The organism is Pseudomonas fluorescens (assembly GCF_005938625.1).
Taxonomy (GTDB): Bacteria; Pseudomonadota; Gammaproteobacteria; order Pseudomonadales; family Pseudomonadaceae; genus Aquipseudomonas; species Aquipseudomonas fluorescens_BD.
Window position 1 is genome coordinate 1 of sequence record NZ_VCNJ01000092.1, and the last position, 21,990, is coordinate 21,990.

Sequence of the window (21,990 nt, forward strand, 5' to 3'; positions counted from 1 at the left end):
GGTCCTCGCTGTCGATGGTGGCTCCGCTCGCCCGGCCGACCGCAGGGTCGCGGAACGCGGCTCGGACAGTCTGATCGAACGTCGCGTTGCTGAAGGTGGTTCTGATCGTCTGATCGAACGTCGCGTTGCCTGAATGGATGGCTGCAAACGCAACAACCCAGAGAAACCCGGCTCCCTTGGCCGGGTTTTTTATGTCTGTCTGATCTATCCGGCCTTGGCCATGCAACGTTTGTAACGTTCATCTACGCGCTTGGCGAACCATGCGGTCGTGAGTTTTCGGGTGATCTTCGGGCTCTGCAGCACGATCCCCGGCAACACCGCACGCGGCAGCTTTTTCCCCTCCGCTTTCTCCGCCAGTTCGAATACTCGTTGATAGAGCTTGGTCTCTTCGAATTCCAGGGTTTTGCCCTTCTCCAGCTGATCGCGAATAGTCGGGTTGCGCATGCCCAATGACTTGCCGAGGGTGCGCACCGCCAGTTCCGTGCCGCCGGGCATGATCGAGTCGTAGCGGATCAGGTCGCCATCCAGCGCCAGCGGGATGCCCGACGCGCGGCTGACTGCATTCTGGAAAGCGGCATTACGGCTGGCGTACCAGCCGGCATTGAAGTCAGCAAACCGATACAGCGGCTCGCGATAACTCACCGGATAGCCGAGCAAATGGGCGATACCGAAGTACATGCCACCGCGCCGGCTGAACACTTCGCGGCGAATCGTACCGTCTACCGGGTACGGATAGTCTTTGGCGTGCTGCTCGGCAAATTCGATGCTGACCTGCATCGGCCCGCCGGTGTGCACCGGGTTGAAGCCACCGAACAGCGTACGGCCCATCGGCACCCGGCCGATGAAGTCGTCGAAAATGCCACTGAGTTCTTTTTCACTGCGTGCGGCGTTCAAGCGCTCGCTGTAGGTCTTGCCGTTGGTTGAACGCACTTGCAGAGCGCCGCTGACCAACAGGCTGGGAATATGCACTTTGGCGGCACGGCGATCGATTTCGTCGCGGGCGATTTTGCCCAGCCCTGGCACGGTGGGGTCGGCCTGGAAGGTGGATTCCTGCTCGGCGACGGCCAGCACCGAACACAGATTCTGCGTGGTCGGGCTGATGTTCTGCGCGGCAAATGCAGCGTAGATGTCGGTGGCCCAGCCTTGGCGATCAGCAGTCTTGGCCGGCATCAGCCGCACGATCTCGGCCTTCACTTCGGCAGGCGCACGCGGCACCGGTTCCTGACTGCGCTGTCCTGCGCAACCGGCGAGCACCAGCAGTGCGGCGAGCGTGATCGGTAATCGAAAGTTGTGCATGAAGCTTTATCCAGTCCGTTAAGCCCAAACCACCATACACAATCCGTGTAGGAGCTGCCGCAGGCTGCGATCTTTTGACTTTGATTTTAAAAACAAGATCATAAGATCGCAGCCTGCGGCAGCTCCTACAGGTGATGTGTGTTTTGAGAGGGTGATGACAAACTGATTGCAAAACGTTACTGAGAAAACCTATCATTTGCACCTGGAGTCGCATTTGCGCAAGGAGTTCCCGCGCCGCCCTTATTTTTCTCACCGGCCGTGCGCCTCCAGGTATCTACATGCCCGCTCCAGCTCGACTCGCCGTCCCGTTTCGCCCGACGCTTCTCGCCCTGCTGTGCTCCCTGACTGTCACCGCTCACGCCGCCGAGGGCGACAACAAAGCGCTGGTGCTGGACGACGTCAACGTCAATGCCCAGGCCCCGACGCCTAACGCCTTGCCCCCGGTTTACGCGGGTGGTCAGGTCGCCCGTGGTGGTCAACTCGGCGTGCTCGGCAATCAGGACATGATGGACGTACCGTTCAGCGCCGCGTCCTACACCGAACAGCTGATTCAGGATCAACAGGCCGAAAACGTCGCCGACGTGTTGCTCAACGATTCGTCGGTGCGTCAGGCCTCGGGTTTCTCCAACCAGGCACAAGTCTTCATGATCCGTGGCCTGCCGCTGAACGGCGACGATATTTCCTATAACGGCCTGTACGGCGTGCTGCCACGGCAGATCATTTCCACCGACGCCCTGGAGCGCGTGGAAGTGTTCAAAGGCCCCAATGCCTTTATCAACGGCGTGACCCCGACCGGTTCCGGCATCGGCGGTGGCGTCAACCTGCAACCAAAACGCGCCGGTGACGTGCCGCTGCGCCGTTACACCACCGACATCAACAGCGAAGGTCGCATCGGTCATCACTTCGACATCGGCCAGCGTTTCGGTGAAGACAACCGCTTCGGCGCCCGGATCAACCTGTCCCAGCGCGAAGGCGACACCGGTATCGATCACGAGAACCAGCGTTCGAAACTGTTCGCCATTGGCCTCGACTATCGCGGTGATGCCCTGCGCATTTCCGGCGACTTCGCGTATCAAAAAGAACGCGTCAACGGGGGCCGCAACTCGGTCAACCTCGGCACTGCCACGCACATTCCGGATGCGCCATCGGCCGACACCAACTACGCGCCGAAGTGGGGTTACACCGACATCGAAGACACCTTCGGCATGCTTCGCGCCGAGTACGACCTGAACGATAACTGGACCGCCTATGCAGCCGGCGGCGCCAAGCACACTCGCGAAGTCGGGCGTTACAACTCGACCACTTTGGTCGGCAACAGCGGCGCTTCGTTTACCACTGGCTCGTTCATTCCCCATGACGAGGACAACACCAGCGTGATGGCCGGCCTCAACGGTAAATTCAACACCGGCGCGGTCAGCCACAAGCTCAATTTCGGCCTGACCGGTATCTGGGCCGAACAGCGCAGCGCCTATGATTTTGACCTGACCAAATACGCCAACAACATCTACCACCCCGTGCAAACGCCGTCGCCGGTGGGCAACTTTGCCGGCGGCGACTTGAATGATCCGGGTATCGTCGGCAAGACTTTCAACCGCAGCATCGCGCTTTCCGACACCCTCGGTTTCTTCGATGATCGCCTGCTGGTCACCGCCGGTCTGCGCCGTCAACAACTGGTGGTGCAAGGCTACAACTACGCCAGCTGGGGCAGCGGCGACCGCAAGTCGAGCTACGACGAATCGATCACCACACCGGTGTACGGCGTGGTGTTCAAGCCATGGGAACATGTGTCGTTCTACGCCAACCACATCGAAGGCCTGGCCCAGGGCCCGACCTCGCCGACCAGCACCGGCGGCTTCCGCGTGACCAACGGCAACGAAGTCTATGCACCCGCGCGTTCCAAGCAGACTGAAGTCGGGGTGAAAGTCGACATGGGCACTTACGGCGCGAGCCTGGGTGTTTATCGCATCGAACAGCCGAGCGATGGTTACTGCGAAATCGACAGCGCCACCACCTGCACCTACGTACGTGAAGGCGAGCAGATCAACAAAGGCGTAGAAATGAACGTGTTCGGCGAGCCGATCCAGGGCCTGCGCCTGATCAGCGGCCTGACCCTGATGGACACCGAACTGAAGAACACCCTTAGCGGTGCCAACGACGGCAACCGTGCGATCGGTGTGCCGACCTTCCAGTTCAACGCTGGTGCGGATTGGGACGTGCCGGGTCTGCAAGGTGTAGCGCTGAATGCGCGGATGCTGCGTACCGGCGGTCAATATGCTGACGCGGCGAACAATCTGAGCCTGCCGACCTGGAACCGCTTCGATGCGGGTGCGCGTTATGCGTTCAAGGTGTCGGAGAAGGACGTGACCGTGCGTCTGGGCGTGGAGAATCTGGCGAACAAGAAGTATTGGGAATCGGCTCAGGGGGGTTATCTGACTCAGGGTGAACCACGGGTGGCGAAGTTGTCCGGCACTATCGATTTCTAACGCTGAAAAGCCCCTCACCCTAGCCCTCTACCAAAGGGAGAGGGGACTGATTGCGGTGTTCTTTCGAGTTACGCCGACGTGTGCGACCAAGTCGAACTCAGGTTTTGAAAGGCACCCAAATCGGCTCCCTTTCCCCCTCGCCCCCTTGGGGGCGGTCCGACGTTTCGGGAGGGCTGGGGTGAGGGGGTAAATTTCACTGTCACCAAAATCTCCTGCCGAACACCCAAAAAAGGCCCCACAGCCCCACCGCTGCGGGGCCTTGTTCCGTCTGGCCGATCGACTGGCCACCCTCTCCTTCTGATCCATACTTGCTCCACAGCAAACGGAGGACAGGCCCATGAACCGCAGCGACGTTCTTATCATCGGCGCCGGCCCTACCGGCCTGGTGCTGGCCCTGTGGCTGTCCAAACTCGGCGTGCGCGTGCGCATCATCGATAAAACGTCCGCACCCGGCACCACTTCGCGAGCGCTGGCAGTGCAGGCGCGCACCCTTGAGTTGTACCGGCAACTGGACCTCGCCGACACCGTGGTGCGCAACGGCCATCGGGTGGCGGTGGCGAATTTCTGGGCCAACGGCAAACCAGTCGCGCAACTGCCGCTGAACCGCATCGGCGAAGGCCTGACACCCTACGCGTTCGTTGAAATATTCCCGCAGGACGAGCATGAACGCCTGCTGATCGAACGCCTTGAAGACTACGGCGTCACGGTCGAACGCAACACCACGCTGGAAAGCTTCGAAGAAAGCGGCGACGGCCTCACTGCGCATTTGCGCCTGGCCGATGGCGAGCAGGAAATCTGCCAGGCCTGTTATCTGGCCGGCTGTGACGGCGCCCGCTCAGTGGTGCGCAAAACCCTCGACACCGGGTTCCCCGGCGGCACCTATCAGCAGATTTTCTACGTGGCCGACGTCAAGGCCAGCGGACCGGCGATGAACGGCGAGTTGCACCTGGATCTGGATGAAGCGGACTTTCTCGCCGTGTTTCCACTGGCCGGCGAAGGCCGCGCAAGGCTGATCGGCACCGTTCGTGATGAACGTGCGGATCGCGCCGAAACCCTGGAGTTTTCCGATGTCAGCAGCCGTGCCATCGAACACCTGAAAGTGCATATCGAAGACGTCCACTGGTTCTCGACCTACCGCGTGCATCACCGCGTGGCCGAGCATTTTCGCAGTGGCCGCGCGTTTCTGCTCGGCGATGCCGCGCATGTGCACAGCCCCGCCGGCGGTCAGGGCATGAACACCGGGATTGGCGACGCGATCAATCTGGCGTGGAAACTTGCCGCTGTGCTCAGCGGCGCCGCCGAACCAAGCCTGCTGGACAGCTACGAAACCGAACGCAAGGCCTTCGCCCGTCGTCTGGTGTCGACTACCGACAAAGTCTTCAGTTTCGTCACCGCCGAGGGGCGCATGGCCGATCTGCTGCGCATGCGTGTAGCACCGTTTCTGATCCCGAAAATGGCTTCGTTCGAGGCCAGCCGCGAGTTCCTCTTTCGCACCGTGTCGCAAGTCACCCTCAACTATCGCGGCATGCCGCTGAGCCAGGGCGCAGCCGGTCACGTCCACGGCGGTGACCGTTTGCCGTGGGCGCATGATGGTGAGGGGGATAATTACGAACCGCTAAGGCAACCGTGCTGGCAGGTGCACGTGTACGGCGACACCAGCGACGAGATGATTGCCTGGTGCCAGGAACATCATTTGCCGCTGCATGTGTTCGACTGGCGCCCGGCGTTTGAAACGGCGGGATTGGGGCGTAACGGTTTTTATCTGCTGCGCCCGGATACCTATGTGGCGATTGCCGAAAACAGCGCGGATCCGAAGGTGATTGAACGCTACTTCCGCGATCACGGAATCAGGCCTTACTTCAACTGCCCCTGACACACCAAAATCCCTGTAGGAGTGAGCCTGCTCGCGATAGCGGTGTATCAGCCGCCATTAATGTTGACTGACAAGACGCTATCGCGAGCAGGCTCACTCCTACAATTTGGATTTGCGGTGTTGCTTAGATCCCGGCCAATGCCAGATCCATCGCAAAGTAAGTGAAGATCAAATCCGCGCCCGCACGCTTGATCGCGCCCAGGCTTTCACGCACCACGCGATCCTCATCGATCGCCCCGGCCTGTGCGCCGAACTTGATCATCGCGTACTCGCCACTGACCTGATACGCCGCCAGCGGCAGGTTCGAGGCTTCACGGATATCGCGGATGATGTCGAGGTACGCACCGGCCGGTTTGACCATCAGCGCATCGGCGCCTTCCTGCTCGTCGAGCAACGATTCGCGCAGGGCTTCGCGGCGGTTCATCGGGTTCATCTGATAGCTTTTGCGGTCACCCTTCAGCGCGCTACCACCGGCCTCGCGGAACGGGCCGTACAGAGCGGAAGCGAATTTGGTCGAATAGGCCATGATCGGAATTTGAGTAAATCCGGCTGCGTCCAGCGCCTGGCGAATGGCGCGCACCTGACCGTCCATCGCTGCCGATGGCGCAATCACGTCAGCACCGGCGCGGGCCGCCGCCACAGCTTGCTTGCCGAGGTTGATCAGGGTCTGGTCGTTGTCGACTTCGTGGTTGTGCATCACGCCGCAGTGGCCGTGATCGGTGTATTCACAGAAGCAGGTGTCGGACATGACGATAATTTCCGGCACGGCATCTTTGGCAATGCGCGACATGCGCGAAACCAGACCTTCTTCGCGCCAGGTGTCGCTGCCGTTGCTGTCCAGATGGTGGGACACGCCGAAGGTCATCACCGACTTGATGCCGGCGCGGGCATAGCGCTCGATTTCGCTGGCCAGTTTGCGCTCGGGAATGCGCATCACCCCGGGCATGCTGTTGATCGGCACGAAGTCGTCGATTTCTTCTTCAACGAAAATCGGCAGGACCAGATCGTTCAGGCTGAATTCGGTTTCCTGGAACAGGCTGCGCAGGCTCGCATTGCGGCGCAGACGGCGGGGACGTGCTTCGGGGAACTGACTGGACATGGGGGCCTTTCCTGAAAACGGCAGATGAGACGAAAGTCGTAGGGGGCGAAGCTTATGCGTTGCGGGGGGTGGGGTACAAACCTGGATCAATCAAGAGTGCATTACCGGGGGTGTAATAATCCCTGTGACACAACAAATCCCCTGTGGGAGCGAGCTTGCTCGCGAAGACGGTGTATCAGCATTAGAAATGCTGGCTGACGCGACGCCTTCGCGAGCAAGCTCGCTCCCACAGGGTTATGTGTACAGCCCTTAGATTACGAGGGGATGGTCAGGCCGCGAATGACCGCCGGACGTGCGAGAAAACGCTCAAGCACACGGGTGACATTCGGGAAATTCTGAATGCCGACCAGATCACCCGCTTCATAAAACCCGATCAGGTTACGCACCCACGGAAACGTGGCGATATCGGCGATGGTGTAACGCTCACCCATGATCCAGTCACGGCCCTCGAGCCGGCCGTCGAGCACTTTAAGCAGACGTTTGCTTTCATCGACGTAACGATCACGCGGACGCTTGTCCTCGTAATCCTTACCGGCAAACTTGTTGAAGAAACCGAGCTGGCCGAACATCGGGCCGATGCCGCCCATCTGGAACATCAGCCACTGAATGGTTTCGTAACGCAGCGCGCCTTCCTGCGCCAGCAACTGGCCGCTTTTGTCGGCCAGATAAATCAGGATCGCACCGGACTCGAACAGCGGCAGCGGCTGGTCCTCGGGACCATGCGGGTCAAGGATCGCCGGGATCTTGTTATTCGGGTTCAGCGACAGGAATTCGGCGGACAACTGATCGTTGCTGTCGAATGCGACCTTGTGCGGCTCGTACGGCAGGCCGATTTCTTCGAGCATGATCGAGACTTTGACGCCGTTGGGCGTCGGCAAGGAATAGAGCTGAATCCAGTCAGGGTACTGCGCCGGCCATTTCTGGGTGATCGGGAACGCGGACAGATCAGTCATGGGAAGCATCCAGTCACAATTTAAAGTCCTGAGCATAATCCAGGATCACCCGCTCTAGCGCGGGTTCTTTTTCCCGGCACCGTTGCCCCTACTTAAATCCGCAACATCCTGTCGCTAACCTGCCACCAGGCCGCTGAACGTTGCCGTTAGAGTGCTGCGCACTCAGACGATCGAACCAAACGGCCCTCAGGGGACTCTGAGCTATGCCTTTGTTGCAGAGGAAGCCGTTCATGACAGGGAAAACACCCGGTGCTGGGAGCCCGTGGTGTAAAGGTTTGTCAGCCTTAATTGAATCAGCTGAAGAACTTTCTATTTCATGACGAACCTTATGCGATTCGCCAAACGCTTCAAACACCGTGCGTATGTGGCCCTGCCTTCCCTGCTGGCCGTCAGTGCGCTGTTCCTGTCGCTTGAGTCCAGCGAGAGCCGCGCGCAACCGGCGGATGGCACCCAGACGCTGGTGTTCCTGCGCCACGCGGAGAAACCCGAAGGCGGTCTCGGTCAGCTCAACTGCCAGGGTTTGAACCGCGCCATCGACCTGTCGACGCTGCTGCCGGAAAAATTCGGCAAGGCCGATTACGTGTTCGCCGCCAACCCGACGCGCAATGTCGAGGAAGGTGAGCTGGACAACTCCTACAGCTACATCCGCCCACTGATGACCATCAGCCCGGCGGCGATCAAGCTCGGCCTGCCGGTGAACATCGAGTTCTCGGCCAACGACACCAGCGATCTGGCCCGCGAGCTGCTGGAAGACAAGTACCATAACTCGACGATCTACACCGCTTGGTCCCACGGCTATCTGCCGGAACTGATCAACAAGGTGGCGGGCAAAGCGGTCGGCGAGAAACAGAACATCACCGAGGACTGGGCGGGCAACGATTTTGACTCGCTGTATGTACTGACGCTGACCTGGCACAACGGCAAGGCTAGTCTGCAGAGCCACAGCTACAAGCAGGGGCTGGATCATGGCAAGGAAACCTGCCCGACCTGAGTTTTGTGTGGCCTGACCGGGCCCCTTCGCGAGCAAGCTCGCTCCCACAGGGATCGGAGTCAGGCATACCATTTGTGTTAAATGAAGATCCAATGTGGGAGCGAGCTTGCTCGCGAAGAGGCCAGCCGCCACAACCTCAAGCCTCCCGGCTCACCCGCTCGCGAAGATACTCCAGCACCGCCCCACGCTCCCCGGCAAACTCGATCCGCCCGCCCTTCTTCTCGCGCTGAAACACATACATCGGGTCGTAATACTCACGCAGCAACCCCTCGATCCAGCCGCGATGCAAGTCCACCGCCCCGCTTTGCCCCTGCTCGATCAACGCCTCTTCCATCAACAACAGCATTCGCCTATGACGCTCGCCACCGAGGCGCTTTTGCACATTGTTGAGGCTTTCCAGCAGGCGCTCCGAGAACAAGGTAAAACCCTCCTCCCCGTGCACGGCCCCGAACTCCGCCGACAGATCCACCACATAGTCACGCAGAATCCGCTCGACGCGATCGTCAAAACTGTCTTCCAGCCAGACCATCGGGTACTGCTGCATGCCCTGATACAGCGGCAGCGGCAAGGCGCAACTGCCCACCACCCGGCTCTCGTCCTCAAGCACAAACTGCGCGATACCCGCGTCGCGTTTCTTGAGGATGTCGATGGCCAGGCGGTTTTCAAAATCGATGTTCGACGGCTGCCCGGTGGCGCGTTTGCCGAAGCTGGAGCCGCGATGATTGGCGTGGCCTTCCAGGTCCAGACCATTGCGCAACTGCACCAGCACTTCGGTTTTGCCAGTACCGGTCATGCCGCCGAGCAGGACGAAATCACATTGCACGATGGCCTGCTCAAGGGTGTCGATAAGGAAGTTGCGCATCGCCTTGTAACCACCGCCAATACGCGGATAGTCGATACCGGCCTCGTCACGCAGCCATTGCTGAGTAATCTGCGAGCGCAGACCACCGCGAAAACAATAGAGATACCCATCAGGATGGGCCCGAGCGAAATCGGCCCAGGCCTGGATGCGCTCGGCTTTCACCGCGCCCGACACCAGTTGATGGCCCAACTCGATGGCGGCCTGCTGACCGTGCTGTTTGTAGCAGGTGCCGATCTTCTGCCGTTCGACGTCGTTCATCAACGGCAGGTTGATCACACCGGGGAACGCGCCCTTGTGAAACTCGACCGGCGCGCGGGCGTCCATCAGCGGCCGGTCGTTGAGGAAAATGTCTCGGTAGTCAGTGCAGTCGCGGAGCATCAAATCACCTCGACTGCGTTCGTCTGTCGCTCAACCAGTTCGCCGATTGGCGCAAGGCTCAGGCCCAGTTCGGCGGCGACGGCGAGGAACTCTTCATTGCCTTCAGGCGTCACCGCGATCAACAGACCACCGCTGGTTTGCGGGTCACAGAGCACGCGTTTATGCAGTTCCTGCACGCGGCCAACCTTGCTCGCGTAGCTGTCGAAGTTGCGCAACGTGCCGCCGGGTACGCAACCCTGATCGAGGTAATACTCGACGCTGTCCAGACGCGGCACGCGGTCATAGGCGATGCGCGCGGTCAGCTTGCTGCCATCGGCCATTTCCACCAGATGCCCGAGCAGACCAAAACCGGTGACGTCGGTCATCGCCGTAACGCCAGCGAGTTTGCCGAAACGACTGCCGGGTTTGTTCAGGGTGCACATCCAGTCGCGGGCCACGCCGACATCGGCGGCGCGCAATTTGCCTTTTTTCTCGGCGGTGGTGAGGATGCCGATGCCCAGCGGTTTGGTCAGGTACAGAAGGCAGCCGGCGGTGGCGGTGTCGTTGCGCTTCATGTGGCGCTTCTCGACCAGACCGGTGACGGCGAGGCCGAAAATCGGCTCCGGCGCATCGATCGAATGCCCGCCCGCCAGCGGAATGCCCGCCGCGTCGCACACCGAACGGCCACCGCGAATCACTTCACGCGCCACTTCCGGCGCCAGCACATTGACCGGCCAGCCGAGGATGGCGATGGCCATCAGCGGATCACCGCCCATCGCATAGATGTCGCTGATCGCATTGGTCGCGGCGATGCGGCCAAAGTCGAACGGGTCGTCGACGATCGGCATAAAGAAATCGGTAGTCGAGACCACACCGCGCTCGGCATCGATCTCGTACACCGCCGCGTCATCGCGCGAGGCATTGCCGACCCACAGTTTCGGATCAAGGTTCTGCGCACCGCTCCCGGCCAGAATCACTTCCAGCACCTGCGGGGAAATTTTGCAGCCGCAACCGGCGCCGTGGCTGTATTGGGTCAGACGAATCGGCTCGCTCATGGGGGAGTCTCAGGCTGTGAATGGAGCCGATTCTAGCAGAGCACGGCGCAGCAGTTTTTCGATCGTTCCCACGCTCCGCGTGGGAATGCAGAACGGGACGCTCCGCGTCCCTTCCGGAGCCGGAACGCGGAGCGTCCCTAGAGGCATTCCCACGCAGAGCGTGGGAACGAGCAGCTTGAGGCAAGGCAAAAAAAACCGCCCTTACGGGCGGCTAAAAGTGCTTCGACCCTAAATCAGAAGCCAAGGCTGAAGCTGATGGTCATCGCATGGTCGTTGCTGTCGTTCGACAGTTGCCCCGAGTAGCCGACGCCGAGTTTGCCGGTCGGGCTGATCTGGAAGTCGACTCCGGCTTCGACGATGGCGCTGTCCTTGGCGATCGGCACACCTTGGGTGCTGAACGAAGCACCGCCGTCGATGAAGGTCAGATCAGCATCGGGCTTGGTGTCACCGAAGGCATGGCGCCAGCCGATGGCCGCGCGCGGGGTGAATTGCCCGCCGTTGGCCAGGGTGATGACTTTGCCGGCGCGCACGCCGAGGGTCGAGAAGGTGATGTCTTGATCGGCATCGGCCTCCAGGCGCCCTACTCCACCTTTTTCCTTGGCCTTGTCGGTGTCGTAGTTGACGTAGGCGAGCCCTGCGAACGGCTCGAGGGCAATGCCGCCTGCGTCAATGGCGTAACCGACTTCACCGAACACCTGCGCGCTGCGCGCATCGTAGTTGGCTTTCAGACGATCGTTGTAGCTGCCGACGCTGACGTTGCGCTTGGTTTCGATGTCGTGCCAGCTGTAAGCCGCGCCGAGGCGCACCGCCAAGGCATCGAACTGCGAGTTAAGGTACGCCGCCAAGTGGTAGCTTTCGACAGTAGCATCCGAGCGACGATCATGCGCATCGAGGTCGCTGCGGGTGTAACCGGCGGCCATGCCCACGCGCCACTGGTCATCGAGTTGCTTGTCGGTGCCGAGCATGAAGCCGCTGAGGTTGCGGTCAAGTTTCGCCGCGTTGCTGTCGCCATCCGACTCGCCCCACGCGCCGAGTGCCCGCGCCCATCCGACCATTTCGCCATGGCAACCGTTGCTGCTCAGTTGATTGTCACTTGGCGCCAGGGCACGGCGTGGATCATCCGCCGCACTGCACGACGGTTGGCGCATCCGATCGTTAACCGCGTCACGCACGTAGCGCGAATCCTCAAGGATGGCGCTGGCCGTGCTGGCGTGGATTTCACCGGACAGACTGTCGAAGGCATTACGCGCACCGGCAACACTGAGGTTGACGATTTCGTTCTGCAACGCCGCACCCGCCGGACCGTTGTTCGACAGCGCGGTGGCGGTCCTGAACTGGTTGCCGGTGGCGGCGACATCGGCGAACGAACTGCCATTGCGGCTGACCACCAGGTTCACCGCGTTGGCGTCATACACCAGTGCAGTATTAAGGAACGCGTATTGCGGCAGGTCCGCAGCGCTGAAGGTGCCATTCACGCCACCGCCCGCAGTAATCAGCGAGTACGTGGTATTGCCGGTGAACGGTGCCAGCGAGTTCACTTGCAGACCACCATCCAGGGTCGCCGTGCCAGCAACTGCCAGTGGCGTTGCGGTTGGCGAACTGACCGTCAGCGCCAGCACACCGTCGCTGGCGTTGGTCAGGTTACCCGCAACGCTAAGGGTGCCCGCTTCAGAACCCGAGGCGACAACGCCATGGTTGACCACCGAGCCGACACTGCCATTACCACTCAGGCCGGCGCCGTTGGCCACGGTGACTTGCCCGCCCAGCGAAGCCCGCGCCGCACGGCTGCCGACTTGCAGCACGCCTTGATCGACCGCGACCGTGCCGCTGAACGGATTATCACCGGTCAACAGCAAGGTGCCGGTGCCGCGTTTGAGCATCGCGCCAAGCCCGCGCAGCGATCCATTGAACTGACCGTTGAAGTTCTGCACGAAGAGCAGCGATGCGTTGTTAAGGATGTTGCCCTGCAGGCTGGTGGTGTTACCGACCAGCGTACCGCCGCTGACCGTGGTGCCACCGCTGTAGGTGTTGGCGCCACTGAGCACCAGCGTGCCGGAATCGAGTTTTTCGATCCCGCCAGTGCCCACCAGTGGCGTGGAAATTTCCGCACTCCCACCGGCATTCACCCGCACTGGCGCGAGGCTGCCGTCGGCGCCATTGACCGGCGTCAGCGTACCGCCAGCCCCAGGAACCAGGCTGTAGCCGCCGGAGAGGAATTGCAGACCGGTGAAGTTCTGATTGCCCTGCACGGTCACAGTACCCGCCTGACCACCGAACACCGCGAACTGACCATTTGACGCCAAGGCCTGAGTACCGCTCGGATCGGTCCAGTTGGTGCCTGGCCCCCACACGCCGCTGCCGCCACCGATGCTGCCGTCCGGATTGGTGGTGCCACCGTTCCAGAACTGCACCTCACCCGGCGTGCCTTGCACCAGCATGTTGATCTGGTTGGCGATGGCGGTTTGCAGGGTCAGATTGGCCGCCGACACCGGCAGGCTGCCATACACCAGACCGTTGTCGGTCAGGCTGCCGCCATAGCTGAACAGTTGATAAACCCCGGTGCCGAAGCCGCCGGCGTTGCTGATGTTCAACGTACCGTCGAGGGTCAGGTTGCCGGCGACGTTGACCACGGTGGTCGAACTGGCCGCCGAGCCGAGGCTGAAGTCCAGATTGGTCCCCGACGACAGTGCCAGCGAACCGACTGACAACGGCGTTGCCGTACCGCCACCCAGCAGCGTCGCACCGCTGGCCAGTTGCACAGCACCACCAAACTGGCCGCCACCGCCGATGCCGGCACCGCTGGCAACGTCGACATTGGCGCTGTTGAGCACTCCGTTGACGATCAGGTTACCGGCCTGCACCGAGGTGTTGCCGGTGAAGGTGTTGTTGCCGGTCAGGAGCAATTGACCGGTACCGGTTTTGTTCAGCGTACCGGCGCCAGTGAGATTGCCGGTGTAACTGCCATCGGCGTTTTGTTCGAAGTTCAGCGTCGCGTTGTTGACGATCGCACCTTGCAGGCTGCTGGTGTCACCGCGCGTCGTGCCGCCGTTCAGGGTGGTGCCGCCGCTGTAGGTGTTGGCGCCACTGAGGACGAGATCGCCGCTACCGTTTTTCAGCAGACTGCCGGTGCCGGTCACCGCACCGATCAGCGTGGTGTTCTGGTTGCCGGCGAGGGTCAGTTGCGCGCCAAGGTTGATGGCGTTGGCCAGTTGCAGCGCCGAGGTGCTATCGAGCGTGCCGTCACCGGTCACGTTGAGCGCAGCGCTGCTGAGTGCACTGTTGTTGCCGAGGATCAGCGTACCGCCGGCGAGTTGAGTACCTCCGGTGTAAGTGTTGGTGCCATTGAGGGTCAGGCTTGAAGCGCCGGCCTTGATCAGGCTGCCGCTGCCGCTGACCACGCCGCCGAGAGTCAAGGCGTTGGAACCGGCAACGGTCAAACCACCGTTGACGACCACGTCGTTGCTCAGACTGACGGCCGCGTTGCTGTCCAGCGCTGTACCGTCAGCAGCAGTCAACACGCCAGTGCCGAGCGCCGCGTTGTTACCGACCACGATCTTGCCGCCGTTCAGCGCCGTGCCACCGGTGTAGCCGTTGGCCGCGTTGAGCACCAGCGTACCGCTGTCGTATTTGCCCAGTGTGCCGCTGCCGTTAAGCGCGACGCCGATGGTTGCCGTGGCGTTCGGGTCAACCCGCACCGTGGCATTGCCCAGCGAACCGTTGACCAGATTCAGCGAGCCCGCCGTGCCATTCACCAGGCTGTAGCCATCGGTGACGAACTGCATGCCAGTGATGGTTTGCGCGCCATTGACGGTGACCGTGCCGGGCGCGCCCTGGAACACCGCGAAGTTGTTGGTCCAGGCCTGATTGGTGGTGCCGTTGACGTCGGTCCAGTTGGTGGTGCCGGTGCCCCAGGTGCCGCTGCCGCCTTCGACCGAACCGTTGGCCACCAGTTGGTTGCCGTCCCAGAACTGCACGGTGACGCCCGGGGCGGTGACCAGCAGGTTGATCTGATTGGCCAGTGCGGTTTGCAGGGTCAGATCGCCCGGCGTCACGCTGCCCGGCACCGAGCCGATCAACATGCCGTTGTCGGTCAGGCCACCGGTGTAGTTGATCAGGCGATAGACGCCGCTGCCGAACCCACCGATGTCGCTGACGTTGAGGGTGCCGTCGAGGGTCAGGTTACCGCCAACATTCACCAGCGCATTGCCGCCACCGGACACCGGTGTGCCGAGGCCGACGTCGAAGTTGGAATTGCCGTTGAACACTAGCGAACTGACGCTCAGCGTACTGCCGGTGACGCCCGCCAGATGACCGCCATCGGCCACCGTTACGGCGCCGGTCAGGGTGCCGCTGCCACCGAGGGTGCCGCCGTTGTTGACCAGCACATTGCCGCTGGCCAGCGAACCGTTGACCTGCAGGGTGCCGGCGTTGACGTTGGTGTCGCCCGTCAGGTCGCTGATGCCACTGAGGGTCAGGGTGCCGCTGCCGAGTTTGCTCAGCCCGCCGTCGCCACTGAGGATGCCGGCGAAGGTGCTGCTGACATTGTTGCCACCCAGGCTCAGTGTATTGCCCGTGCCGATCAGCGCCGTGCCGCTGCCAGTGAGGCTGGCAAGGCTGCCCGATGCGCCGAGATTCAGCGCCGCGCCGCCTGCGAGATTGACCGTGGCGTTGTTGCCCAGCGCCCCGCTACTCAACGTGGTCAGGCTGCCGGACGCCACATCGAACGTGCCGCTGAAAGTGTTGCTGCCGCTCAACGTCACGTCGGACAGACCGTTCTTGGTCAATGTGCCGGCGCCGGCAACGATGCCGCCGAGGGTCAGGTTGTTGTTGCCGGCCAGGGCCAGATTGGCATTGACGTTGAGGTTGTTGGCCAGCACCAGTGGCGCGGTGTTATCGAGGGTCGAAGCCCCCGCTACGGTCAGCGCGCCACTGCCCAGAGAGCCACCAGTGCCAAGGGTCAGCGTACCGGCATTCAGTGTGGTGCCGCCGGAGTAAGTATTGATGCCGTTAAGCGTCAGGTTCGACGCGCCGTTCTTGATCAAGCCGCCCGCGCCGCTGACAACGCCCGCGAGGGTCAGGTTGTTGCTGCCGGTGTTGCTCAGATTGGCGTTGAGCACGACGTTGTTGCCCAGACTCAGCGCACTGTTACTGTCCAGCGCCGAGGCGCCCGCCACCGTCAGGTTGCCCAGGCCCAGCGCCGAGTTGCTACCGGCGGTCAGGGTGCCGGCGTTCAGGGTGGTGCCACCCAAGAAGTTGTTGTTGCCGCTGAGGGTCAGGTTGGCGGCGCCGTTTTTGCTCAGGCTGCCGGCGCCATTGACCGTGCCGGCCAGAGTCAGATCCGCCGTGCCGACGATGCCGAGATTGCCCGCAAGGTTGACCGCGTTGTTCAGCGCAACCGCGGTGCTGGCATCCAGCGTGGTGCCGCCCGCCGCGTTCAACGTGCCGGAGCCGAGCGCCGAGTTCGACGCCAGAATCAATCCGCCGGCGTTCAGCGCCACCGGCCCGAGGAAGGCGTTGTTGCCGCCGAGGGTCAGGTTCGCCGCGCCGTTTTTGATCAGGCCACCGGTGCCGCCAATCACGCCGTTGAGGGTCAGCGCATTGCTGCCGACCACGGTGAGGTTGCCGTTGAGCGTCGCGGCGTTGACCAGTGTCACCGCCGCATTACTGTCCAGCTGCGTGCCGGCATTCGCCGTCAACGTTCCGGTGCCGAGTGCGGTGTTGCTGCCGACGATGATCTTGCCGCCGTCCAGTTGCGTGCCGCCGGTATAAGTGTTGGCACCACCGAGCACCAGCGTGCCGGCGTCGAGTTTATTGAGGATGCCGCTGCCATCGATATTGGCATTGATGGTCGCCGTCACGCCCGGATCAACGCGCAACGAAGTAGTGCCGCCGGTTCCGTTGACCGCTGTGAGTTGCCCCGCCGCGCCGTTGACCACGTTGTAGCCATCGGTGAGGAATTGCATGCCGGTGAACGCTTGCGTGCCGTTCACCGTCACCGTGCCGGCAGTGCCCTGGAACACCGCGAAGTCGCCGGCCCAAGGTTGGTTGACCAGACCGTTGGCGTCGGTCCAGTTGGTACCGACCGCATTCCACGTGCCGCTGCCGCCATCGACCACGCCGTTGGCGATGGTCTGGCTGCCGTCCCAGTAACGGATGTTGCTGTTCGGCGCGGAGACTTGAATGTTGATCTGATTGGCCACCCCGGTTTGCACCAGCAGATCCCCGAGGCCGTAGCCGACCGGCACGCTGGCGACGTCCAGACCGAGATTGGTCAGGGCGCCGGTGTAGTTGAACAGACGATACACGCCGACGCCAAAACCGCCGGCATCGGTGACGTTGAGATTGCCGTCGAGGGTGAGGTTGCCGCCAACGTTCATCAGCGAAGTGGTCGACGGCGTGCCCAGTGCCACATCGACGTTGCTGCCGGCAGCGAGAGTCAACGCACTGGCGGACAGTTGATTGCCCGACGACAACGCCAGATGGCCGCCACTGTTGATGTTCACCGAACCGATCGCCGAACCGGTGCCGGTGAGGGTACCGCCGGTGTTGACGTTGACCTGTGCACTGGCCAGCGAACCGCTGAGGTCGACGGTACCGCCGTTGATCGCAGTGTTGCCGGTGATGCCGTTGATCCCGGTGAGGTTCAAGGTGCCGGTGCCGACTTTGATCAGGCCGCCGCTGCCGCTGAGGTCACCGTCGAACGTGCTGGTGACGTTGCCGCTGCCGACGGTCAGCAGGTTGCTGCCGGTCAGTTGCACACTGCCGCTGCCGGTCAGCGCACCGAGGCTGGCGTTGCTGCCCAGATTGAGCCCGGCGCCGGCGCTGATGTTGACGCCGGAGGTGTTGCCCAGCGCATTGGTGTTGAGCGTAGTGACGCTGCCGGACACGATGTTCAGCGCACCGGTGAAGGTGTTATTGCCCGCGAGGGTCAGGTCCGACAAACCGTTTTTGGTCAGGTTGCCAGCACCATCAATGACGCCGTTCAAGCTCAAATCGTTGTTGCCGGCGACGGTCAGCCCGGCGTTCAAGGTGATTGCGTTGCCGATGCCGAACGAGGCGCTGTTATCCAGCGTCGCCGCACCGCCGACAATCAATCCCCCACTGCCCAGACCGTTGGCATTGCCCAAGGTGAGCGTACCGGCATTGAGCGTGGTGCCGCCGCTGAAGGAGTTGTTGCCATTGAGGGTGAGATTGGCAGCGCCGTTCTTGATCAACTGGCCGGTGCCGCTGGTGACGCCGCCAAGGGTCAGATTCTGCGTGCCGCCCACTGTCAACGCGGCATTCAGGGCGACCGCATTATTGAGGCTGACCAGCGGCGAATTGCTGTCCAGCGTTGCGGCGCCAGCGACGGTCAGTGCACCGGAACCCAATGCCGAACTGTTGCCGACGGTCAGTGTGCCGGCGTTCAGCGTGGTGCCGCCGAGGTAGTTGTTTGCGGCGTTGAGAATCAGATTGGCCGCGCCGTTTTTTACCAGACTGCCGGCGCCGCTGACCAGACCGGTCAGGGTCATGTTCGCCGTGCCGCCGATGTTCAAGGCACCGGCGAGTGCCACAGCATTGTTCAGGCTGACGGCCGTGTTGGCGTCCAGCGTGGTGTTGGCGGCCGCGTTCAACGCACCGGAACCCAGTGCAGTGTTGCTGCCGACGGTCAGTTTGCCGGTGTTCAGCGCGGTGTTGCCAAAATACGTGTTGGCGCCGTTGAGGGTCAGGTTGGCAGCGCCGTTCTTGGTCAGCCCACCGATACCGGCGACCACGCCGCCGAGGGTCAGCGCATTGCTGCCGCCCAGGGTCAGATTGCCGGCGAGGTTGACGTTATTGGCAAGAGTCGCGGCGGTGCTGGCATCGAGTGTGGTGCCGTTCGAGGCGTTCAGTGTGCCGGTACCGAGGGCGGTGCTGGAGCCGACAATCAGTGAACCGGCATTCAGCGCGGTGGTGCCGGTGTAGGTGTTGTTGCCGTTGAGGGTCAGGCTCGACGCGCCGGTCTTGATCAAGCCGTTGCTGCCACTGATCACCCCGCCAAGGGTCAGCGCGTTGGCGCCGCCAGCGGTGAGGTTGGCGTTGAGAATCACGTTGTTGTTCAGGGTCACGGCCGAGCTGCTGTTGAGCGTGCCCGCACCTTCCACCGACAAGGCGCCGCTGCCCAGTGCCGCGCCGTTGCCGACGGTCAGGCTGCCGGCATTCAGCGTGGTACCACCGCTGTAGGTATTGGTGCCGTTAAGAGTCAGATTCGCGGCGCCGTTTTTCACCAGTTGGCTGGTGCCGCTGATCACCCCGCCGAGGGTCAGCGCGTTGCTGCCGCCAATGCCCAGGCTGTTGTTGAGAATGACCGCGTTGTTGAGGGTCACCGCCGCATTGCTGTCGAGGGTGGCCACGCCGCCGACAGTGATGTTGCCGCTGCCGAGCGCCGCGTTGGCGCCCGCGGTGATCGTGCCCGCGTTCAACGCGACCGCACCGAGGAAGGTGTTCGCGCCATTGAGGATCAGATTGGCCGCGCCGTTTTTGGTCAGCCCGCCACTGCCGCTGACGATGCCGCCGAGGGTCAGGTTGGCACTGCCGCCGACGTTCAAGTTGCCGCCGAGTGAGACCGCGTTGGTCAGCGCAACGGCGGTGCTGGCATCGAGCGTAGTGCCCGCCGCCGTGGTCAGTGCACCGGTGCCCAGCGCGGTGTTGGAACCGACAATCAGGGTGCCGGCGTTGAGCGCAGTACCGCCGGAGAAGGTGTTGTTGCCGCTGAGACTCAGGTTCGCCGTGCCGTTTTTGATCAGGTTGCCAGCGCCGCTGACGACGCCACTCAGGCCCAATGCTTGCGTGCCGCCAAAGGTCAGCGCCCCGGTCACTGCGACGGCATTGGCCAAGGTCACTGCCGCCGTCGCATCCAGCGTGGTCCCGGCGGCGGTATTCAGTGCACCCGTGCCCAGCGCGGTGTTGCTGCCGACGAACAGGCTGCCGGCGTTGAGCAGCGTGTTGCCGCTGTTGGTGTTGTTGCCGGTCAAGGTCAGGCTGGCACTGCCGGATTTGGTGATGCCGCCGGTGCCGGACAGTACGCCGCCGAGCGTCAGGGCATTGCTGCCGAGCACGTTGAGCGCACCGGTCATGCCGATGTTATTGGCAAGAGTGACGTTGGCGGTGCTGTCCAGACTGGTGCCGGCGGCGGTATTCAGCGCACCACTGCCCAGCGAGTTGTTGTTGGTCACCAGCAGGCTGCCGGCGCTTAGGGTGGTGGTGCCGGTGAAACCGCTGTTGGCGCCACTGACGGTCAGGCTGCCGCTGCCGGTTTTAGTCAGACCACTGCTGCCGCTGATCAAACCGCCGAGGGTCAGCGCGCCGGTGCCGCCGGCGGTCAATGTGCCGCCGAGGTTGATGGCGTTGGCCAGGCTGATCGTGCCCGGTGCGCTCAGGGTCGTCGCGCCGGTCACATTGAGCGTGCCGGTGCTGAACGCCTGATTGTTGCCCACCTGCACCGTGCCGCCATTGAGCGTGGTATTGCCCAGATAGGTATTGGCGGCGCTGAGATTAAGCTGGCCGGTACCGGCCTTGGTGAAACCGCCGCTGCCGGAAATCACCCCGCTCAGCGTGGTGGCGTTGGTGCCTTGCACCGTGACGCCGCCAGCGCCGAGGGAGATCAGATTGCTGATGTTCAACCCGGCATTACTGGCCTGCAGAATCCCGCCGTTGGACGTGAGCACGCCGCTGCCGAAGGTGGCGTTGTTGTTGAAATTCGCGATACCGCCGTTGAGCGTAGTCGCGCCGCTGACCAATGGCCCCTGCAAGGTCCAGGTGCCACTGTTGAGGGTCAGGTTGTTGAAGTTGACGTAGGTGGCGCTCGAGGCCGTGCCAGTCCCGGTGATACCGCCGCCGACGCCGGCCGGGTTTTGCAGGATCAGACTGTTGGTGCCGCCCGCGCCGCCATCGACCGTGCCGGTTGGCGCGAAGGTCAGGTTGATATTGACCAGACCGCCGAGGCCGACGCTGATCTGTACACCGTCACCGACGTTGACGCTGGAGCCGGTCACCGCAGTGAAGGTGTTGGTGCTCGCCGCGCCCATCGACACACCGCCGGTAATCGCACCGGCGTTGGTGAAGGTGTTGCCCGCCGACGACGTTTCGAATGCGATTCGGCCGTTGATGACGCCGGTGTTGCTGTTGGTCATGTTGACCTGCGAACCACCGTAGACGCCGATCACCGGGGTATCGGCCAACGTGATGCCGCCGATCGAGAGTCCTGTCGAGGTGATGGTGCCGTTGTTGGTGATGCTGGTGGTGCCGGTTGCCGCGTTGTTAACCGAAAGGGCCAGGCCGTCGATGCTCGTCAGGTTCAGCCCCAGTAACATCCCGGTGCCCCGCATGATCGCGCCAGCGTTGTTGAGCACGCTGACCGTGCTGGTAGCGCCGCTGCCGATGAATGCCCCGCCACTCAAAACCGACACCAGACCGAGGACTGCCGGGTCGATGATGCCGGAGTTGTTCAGGGTGATGTTGACCCCCGTCAGGTCCATGACATGCCCGCCAAGGGTCGCGTTCATCTGCGCGCCGCTGTTGACGTTGACCGTCAGGTTGTTAGAGGCACTGGCAAAGTCGTTGGGAACCAGTGGCAGTGGTGGCACTCCCGTACACGTCACGATTGAACCGGCCGTGGAGCACGTGGCCAACGCAGGTGCGCTGATGCCGCCGAACAGCAGCCCGGCGACGCTCAAGTGCACAGCAAGGGAAAGAGGGGAAAAGCGCGAAACGAGGGCGACACCAAACCTTGCTTCCACGGGCTACTCCTTGTCGTGGCCAATTTCTTCCTTGAGGGCGCGCAGAGCCGTGCTTATTCCACACGCGAATCAAGACTGCGACGGTCATCACAAAACCGCTTAACTGGGGACAAAGCTAGTAGACGCCCGGCAATGGGGCACGGATTAAATGGTGTTAATACTTTAATACTAGAGGGGTCTGGAATCAGCGTTTCAGCCCGCAGTCATTGACTGTGAAGAGGTTAAAAACTGTGGGAGCGAGCTTGCTCGCGAATGCGTTGTGTC

The 21,990-nt window shown here is 62.1% G+C and carries 9 protein-coding genes; 3 read left to right on the forward strand and 6 right to left on the reverse strand.

Annotated elements, in window-relative coordinates; genetic code table 11:
• Positions 1-204: 204 nt before the first annotated feature.
• Positions 205-1,296 carry a DUF1615 domain-containing protein gene (locus tag FGA82_RS30140; RefSeq protein WP_141129913.1) on the reverse strand — a complete coding sequence of 364 codons (1,092 nt, stop codon included), beginning with the start codon at positions 1,294-1,296 and terminating at the stop codon, positions 205-207.
• Positions 1,297-1,574: 278 nt separating this feature from the next.
• Here FGA82_RS30140 and FGA82_RS30145 point away from each other — a divergent pair, with 278 nt between their 5' ends.
• Together FGA82_RS30145 and FGA82_RS30150 are read left to right on the forward strand one after the other, a co-directional pair.
• Positions 1,575-3,779, forward strand: coding sequence for a TonB-dependent receptor (locus FGA82_RS30145; protein ID WP_141129914.1), 2,205 nt, complete (start codon positions 1,575-1,577; stop codon positions 3,777-3,779).
• Between the two features lie 337 nt (positions 3,780-4,116).
• On the forward strand, positions 4,117-5,652 hold the full coding sequence (locus FGA82_RS30150; RefSeq protein WP_141129915.1) for an FAD-dependent oxidoreductase: 1,536 nt from the start codon (positions 4,117-4,119) through the stop codon (positions 5,650-5,652).
• Positions 5,653-5,776: 124 nt separating this feature from the next.
• On the opposite strand, the gene hemB is transcribed toward FGA82_RS30150, so the two are convergent.
• Positions 5,777-6,751, reverse strand: coding sequence for a porphobilinogen synthase (gene hemB, locus FGA82_RS30155; protein WP_141129916.1), 975 nt, complete (start codon positions 6,749-6,751; stop codon positions 5,777-5,779).
• 254 nt (positions 6,752-7,005) lie between these two features.
• A complete protein-coding gene (locus FGA82_RS30160; protein ID WP_141129917.1) occupies positions 7,006-7,704 on the reverse strand; it encodes a glutathione binding-like protein in 699 nt (232 codons plus the stop codon).
• 316 nt (positions 7,705-8,020) lie between these two features.
• Here FGA82_RS30160 and FGA82_RS30165 point away from each other — a divergent pair, with 316 nt between their 5' ends.
• Positions 8,021-8,695 carry a hypothetical protein gene (locus FGA82_RS30165; RefSeq protein WP_016985322.1) on the forward strand — a complete coding sequence of 225 codons (675 nt, stop codon included), beginning with the start codon at positions 8,021-8,023 and terminating at the stop codon, positions 8,693-8,695.
• A gap of 136 nt (positions 8,696-8,831) precedes the next feature.
• Here FGA82_RS30165 and mnmH read toward each other — a convergent pair whose 3' ends face one another.
• From mnmH to FGA82_RS30185, 3 genes are all read right to left on the reverse strand, one after another.
• Entirely contained in the window at positions 8,832-9,935 is a 1,104-nt protein-coding gene (mnmH, locus tag FGA82_RS30170; RefSeq protein WP_141129918.1) for a tRNA 2-selenouridine(34) synthase MnmH, read from the reverse strand.
• Positions 9,935-10,969, reverse strand: coding sequence for a selenide, water dikinase SelD (gene selD / locus FGA82_RS30175; RefSeq protein WP_141129919.1), 1,035 nt, complete (start codon positions 10,967-10,969; stop codon positions 9,935-9,937). Before selD ends, mnmH begins: the two co-directional genes overlap by 1 nt.
• A 233-nt stretch (positions 10,970-11,202) precedes the next feature.
• Complete coding sequence (locus tag FGA82_RS30185) at positions 11,203-21,726, reverse strand: autotransporter-associated beta strand repeat-containing protein (RefSeq protein ID WP_141129921.1); 10,524 nt, start codon at positions 21,724-21,726, stop codon at positions 11,203-11,205.
• Between the last annotated feature and the right edge of the window lie 264 nt (positions 21,727-21,990).

Coding starts and splice junctions, on each gene's coding strand:
- FGA82_RS30140 (WP_141129913.1), bottom strand. CDS start 1,296: ATGCACAACTTTCGATTACCGATCACGCTCGCCGCACTGCTGGTGCTC.
- FGA82_RS30145 (WP_141129914.1), top strand. CDS start 1,575: ATGCCCGCTCCAGCTCGACTCGCCGTCCCGTTTCGCCCGACGCTTCTC.
- FGA82_RS30150 (WP_141129915.1), top strand. CDS start 4,117: ATGAACCGCAGCGACGTTCTTATCATCGGCGCCGGCCCTACCGGCCTG.
- hemB (WP_141129916.1), bottom strand. CDS start 6,751: ATGTCCAGTCAGTTCCCCGAAGCACGTCCCCGCCGTCTGCGCCGCAAT.
- FGA82_RS30160 (WP_141129917.1), bottom strand. CDS start 7,704: ATGACTGATCTGTCCGCGTTCCCGATCACCCAGAAATGGCCGGCGCAG.
- FGA82_RS30165 (WP_016985322.1), top strand. CDS start 8,021: ATGACGAACCTTATGCGATTCGCCAAACGCTTCAAACACCGTGCGTAT.
- mnmH (WP_141129918.1), bottom strand. CDS start 9,935: ATGCTCCGCGACTGCACTGACTACCGAGACATTTTCCTCAACGACCGG.
- selD (WP_141129919.1), bottom strand. CDS start 10,969: ATGAGCGAGCCGATTCGTCTGACCCAATACAGCCACGGCGCCGGTTGC.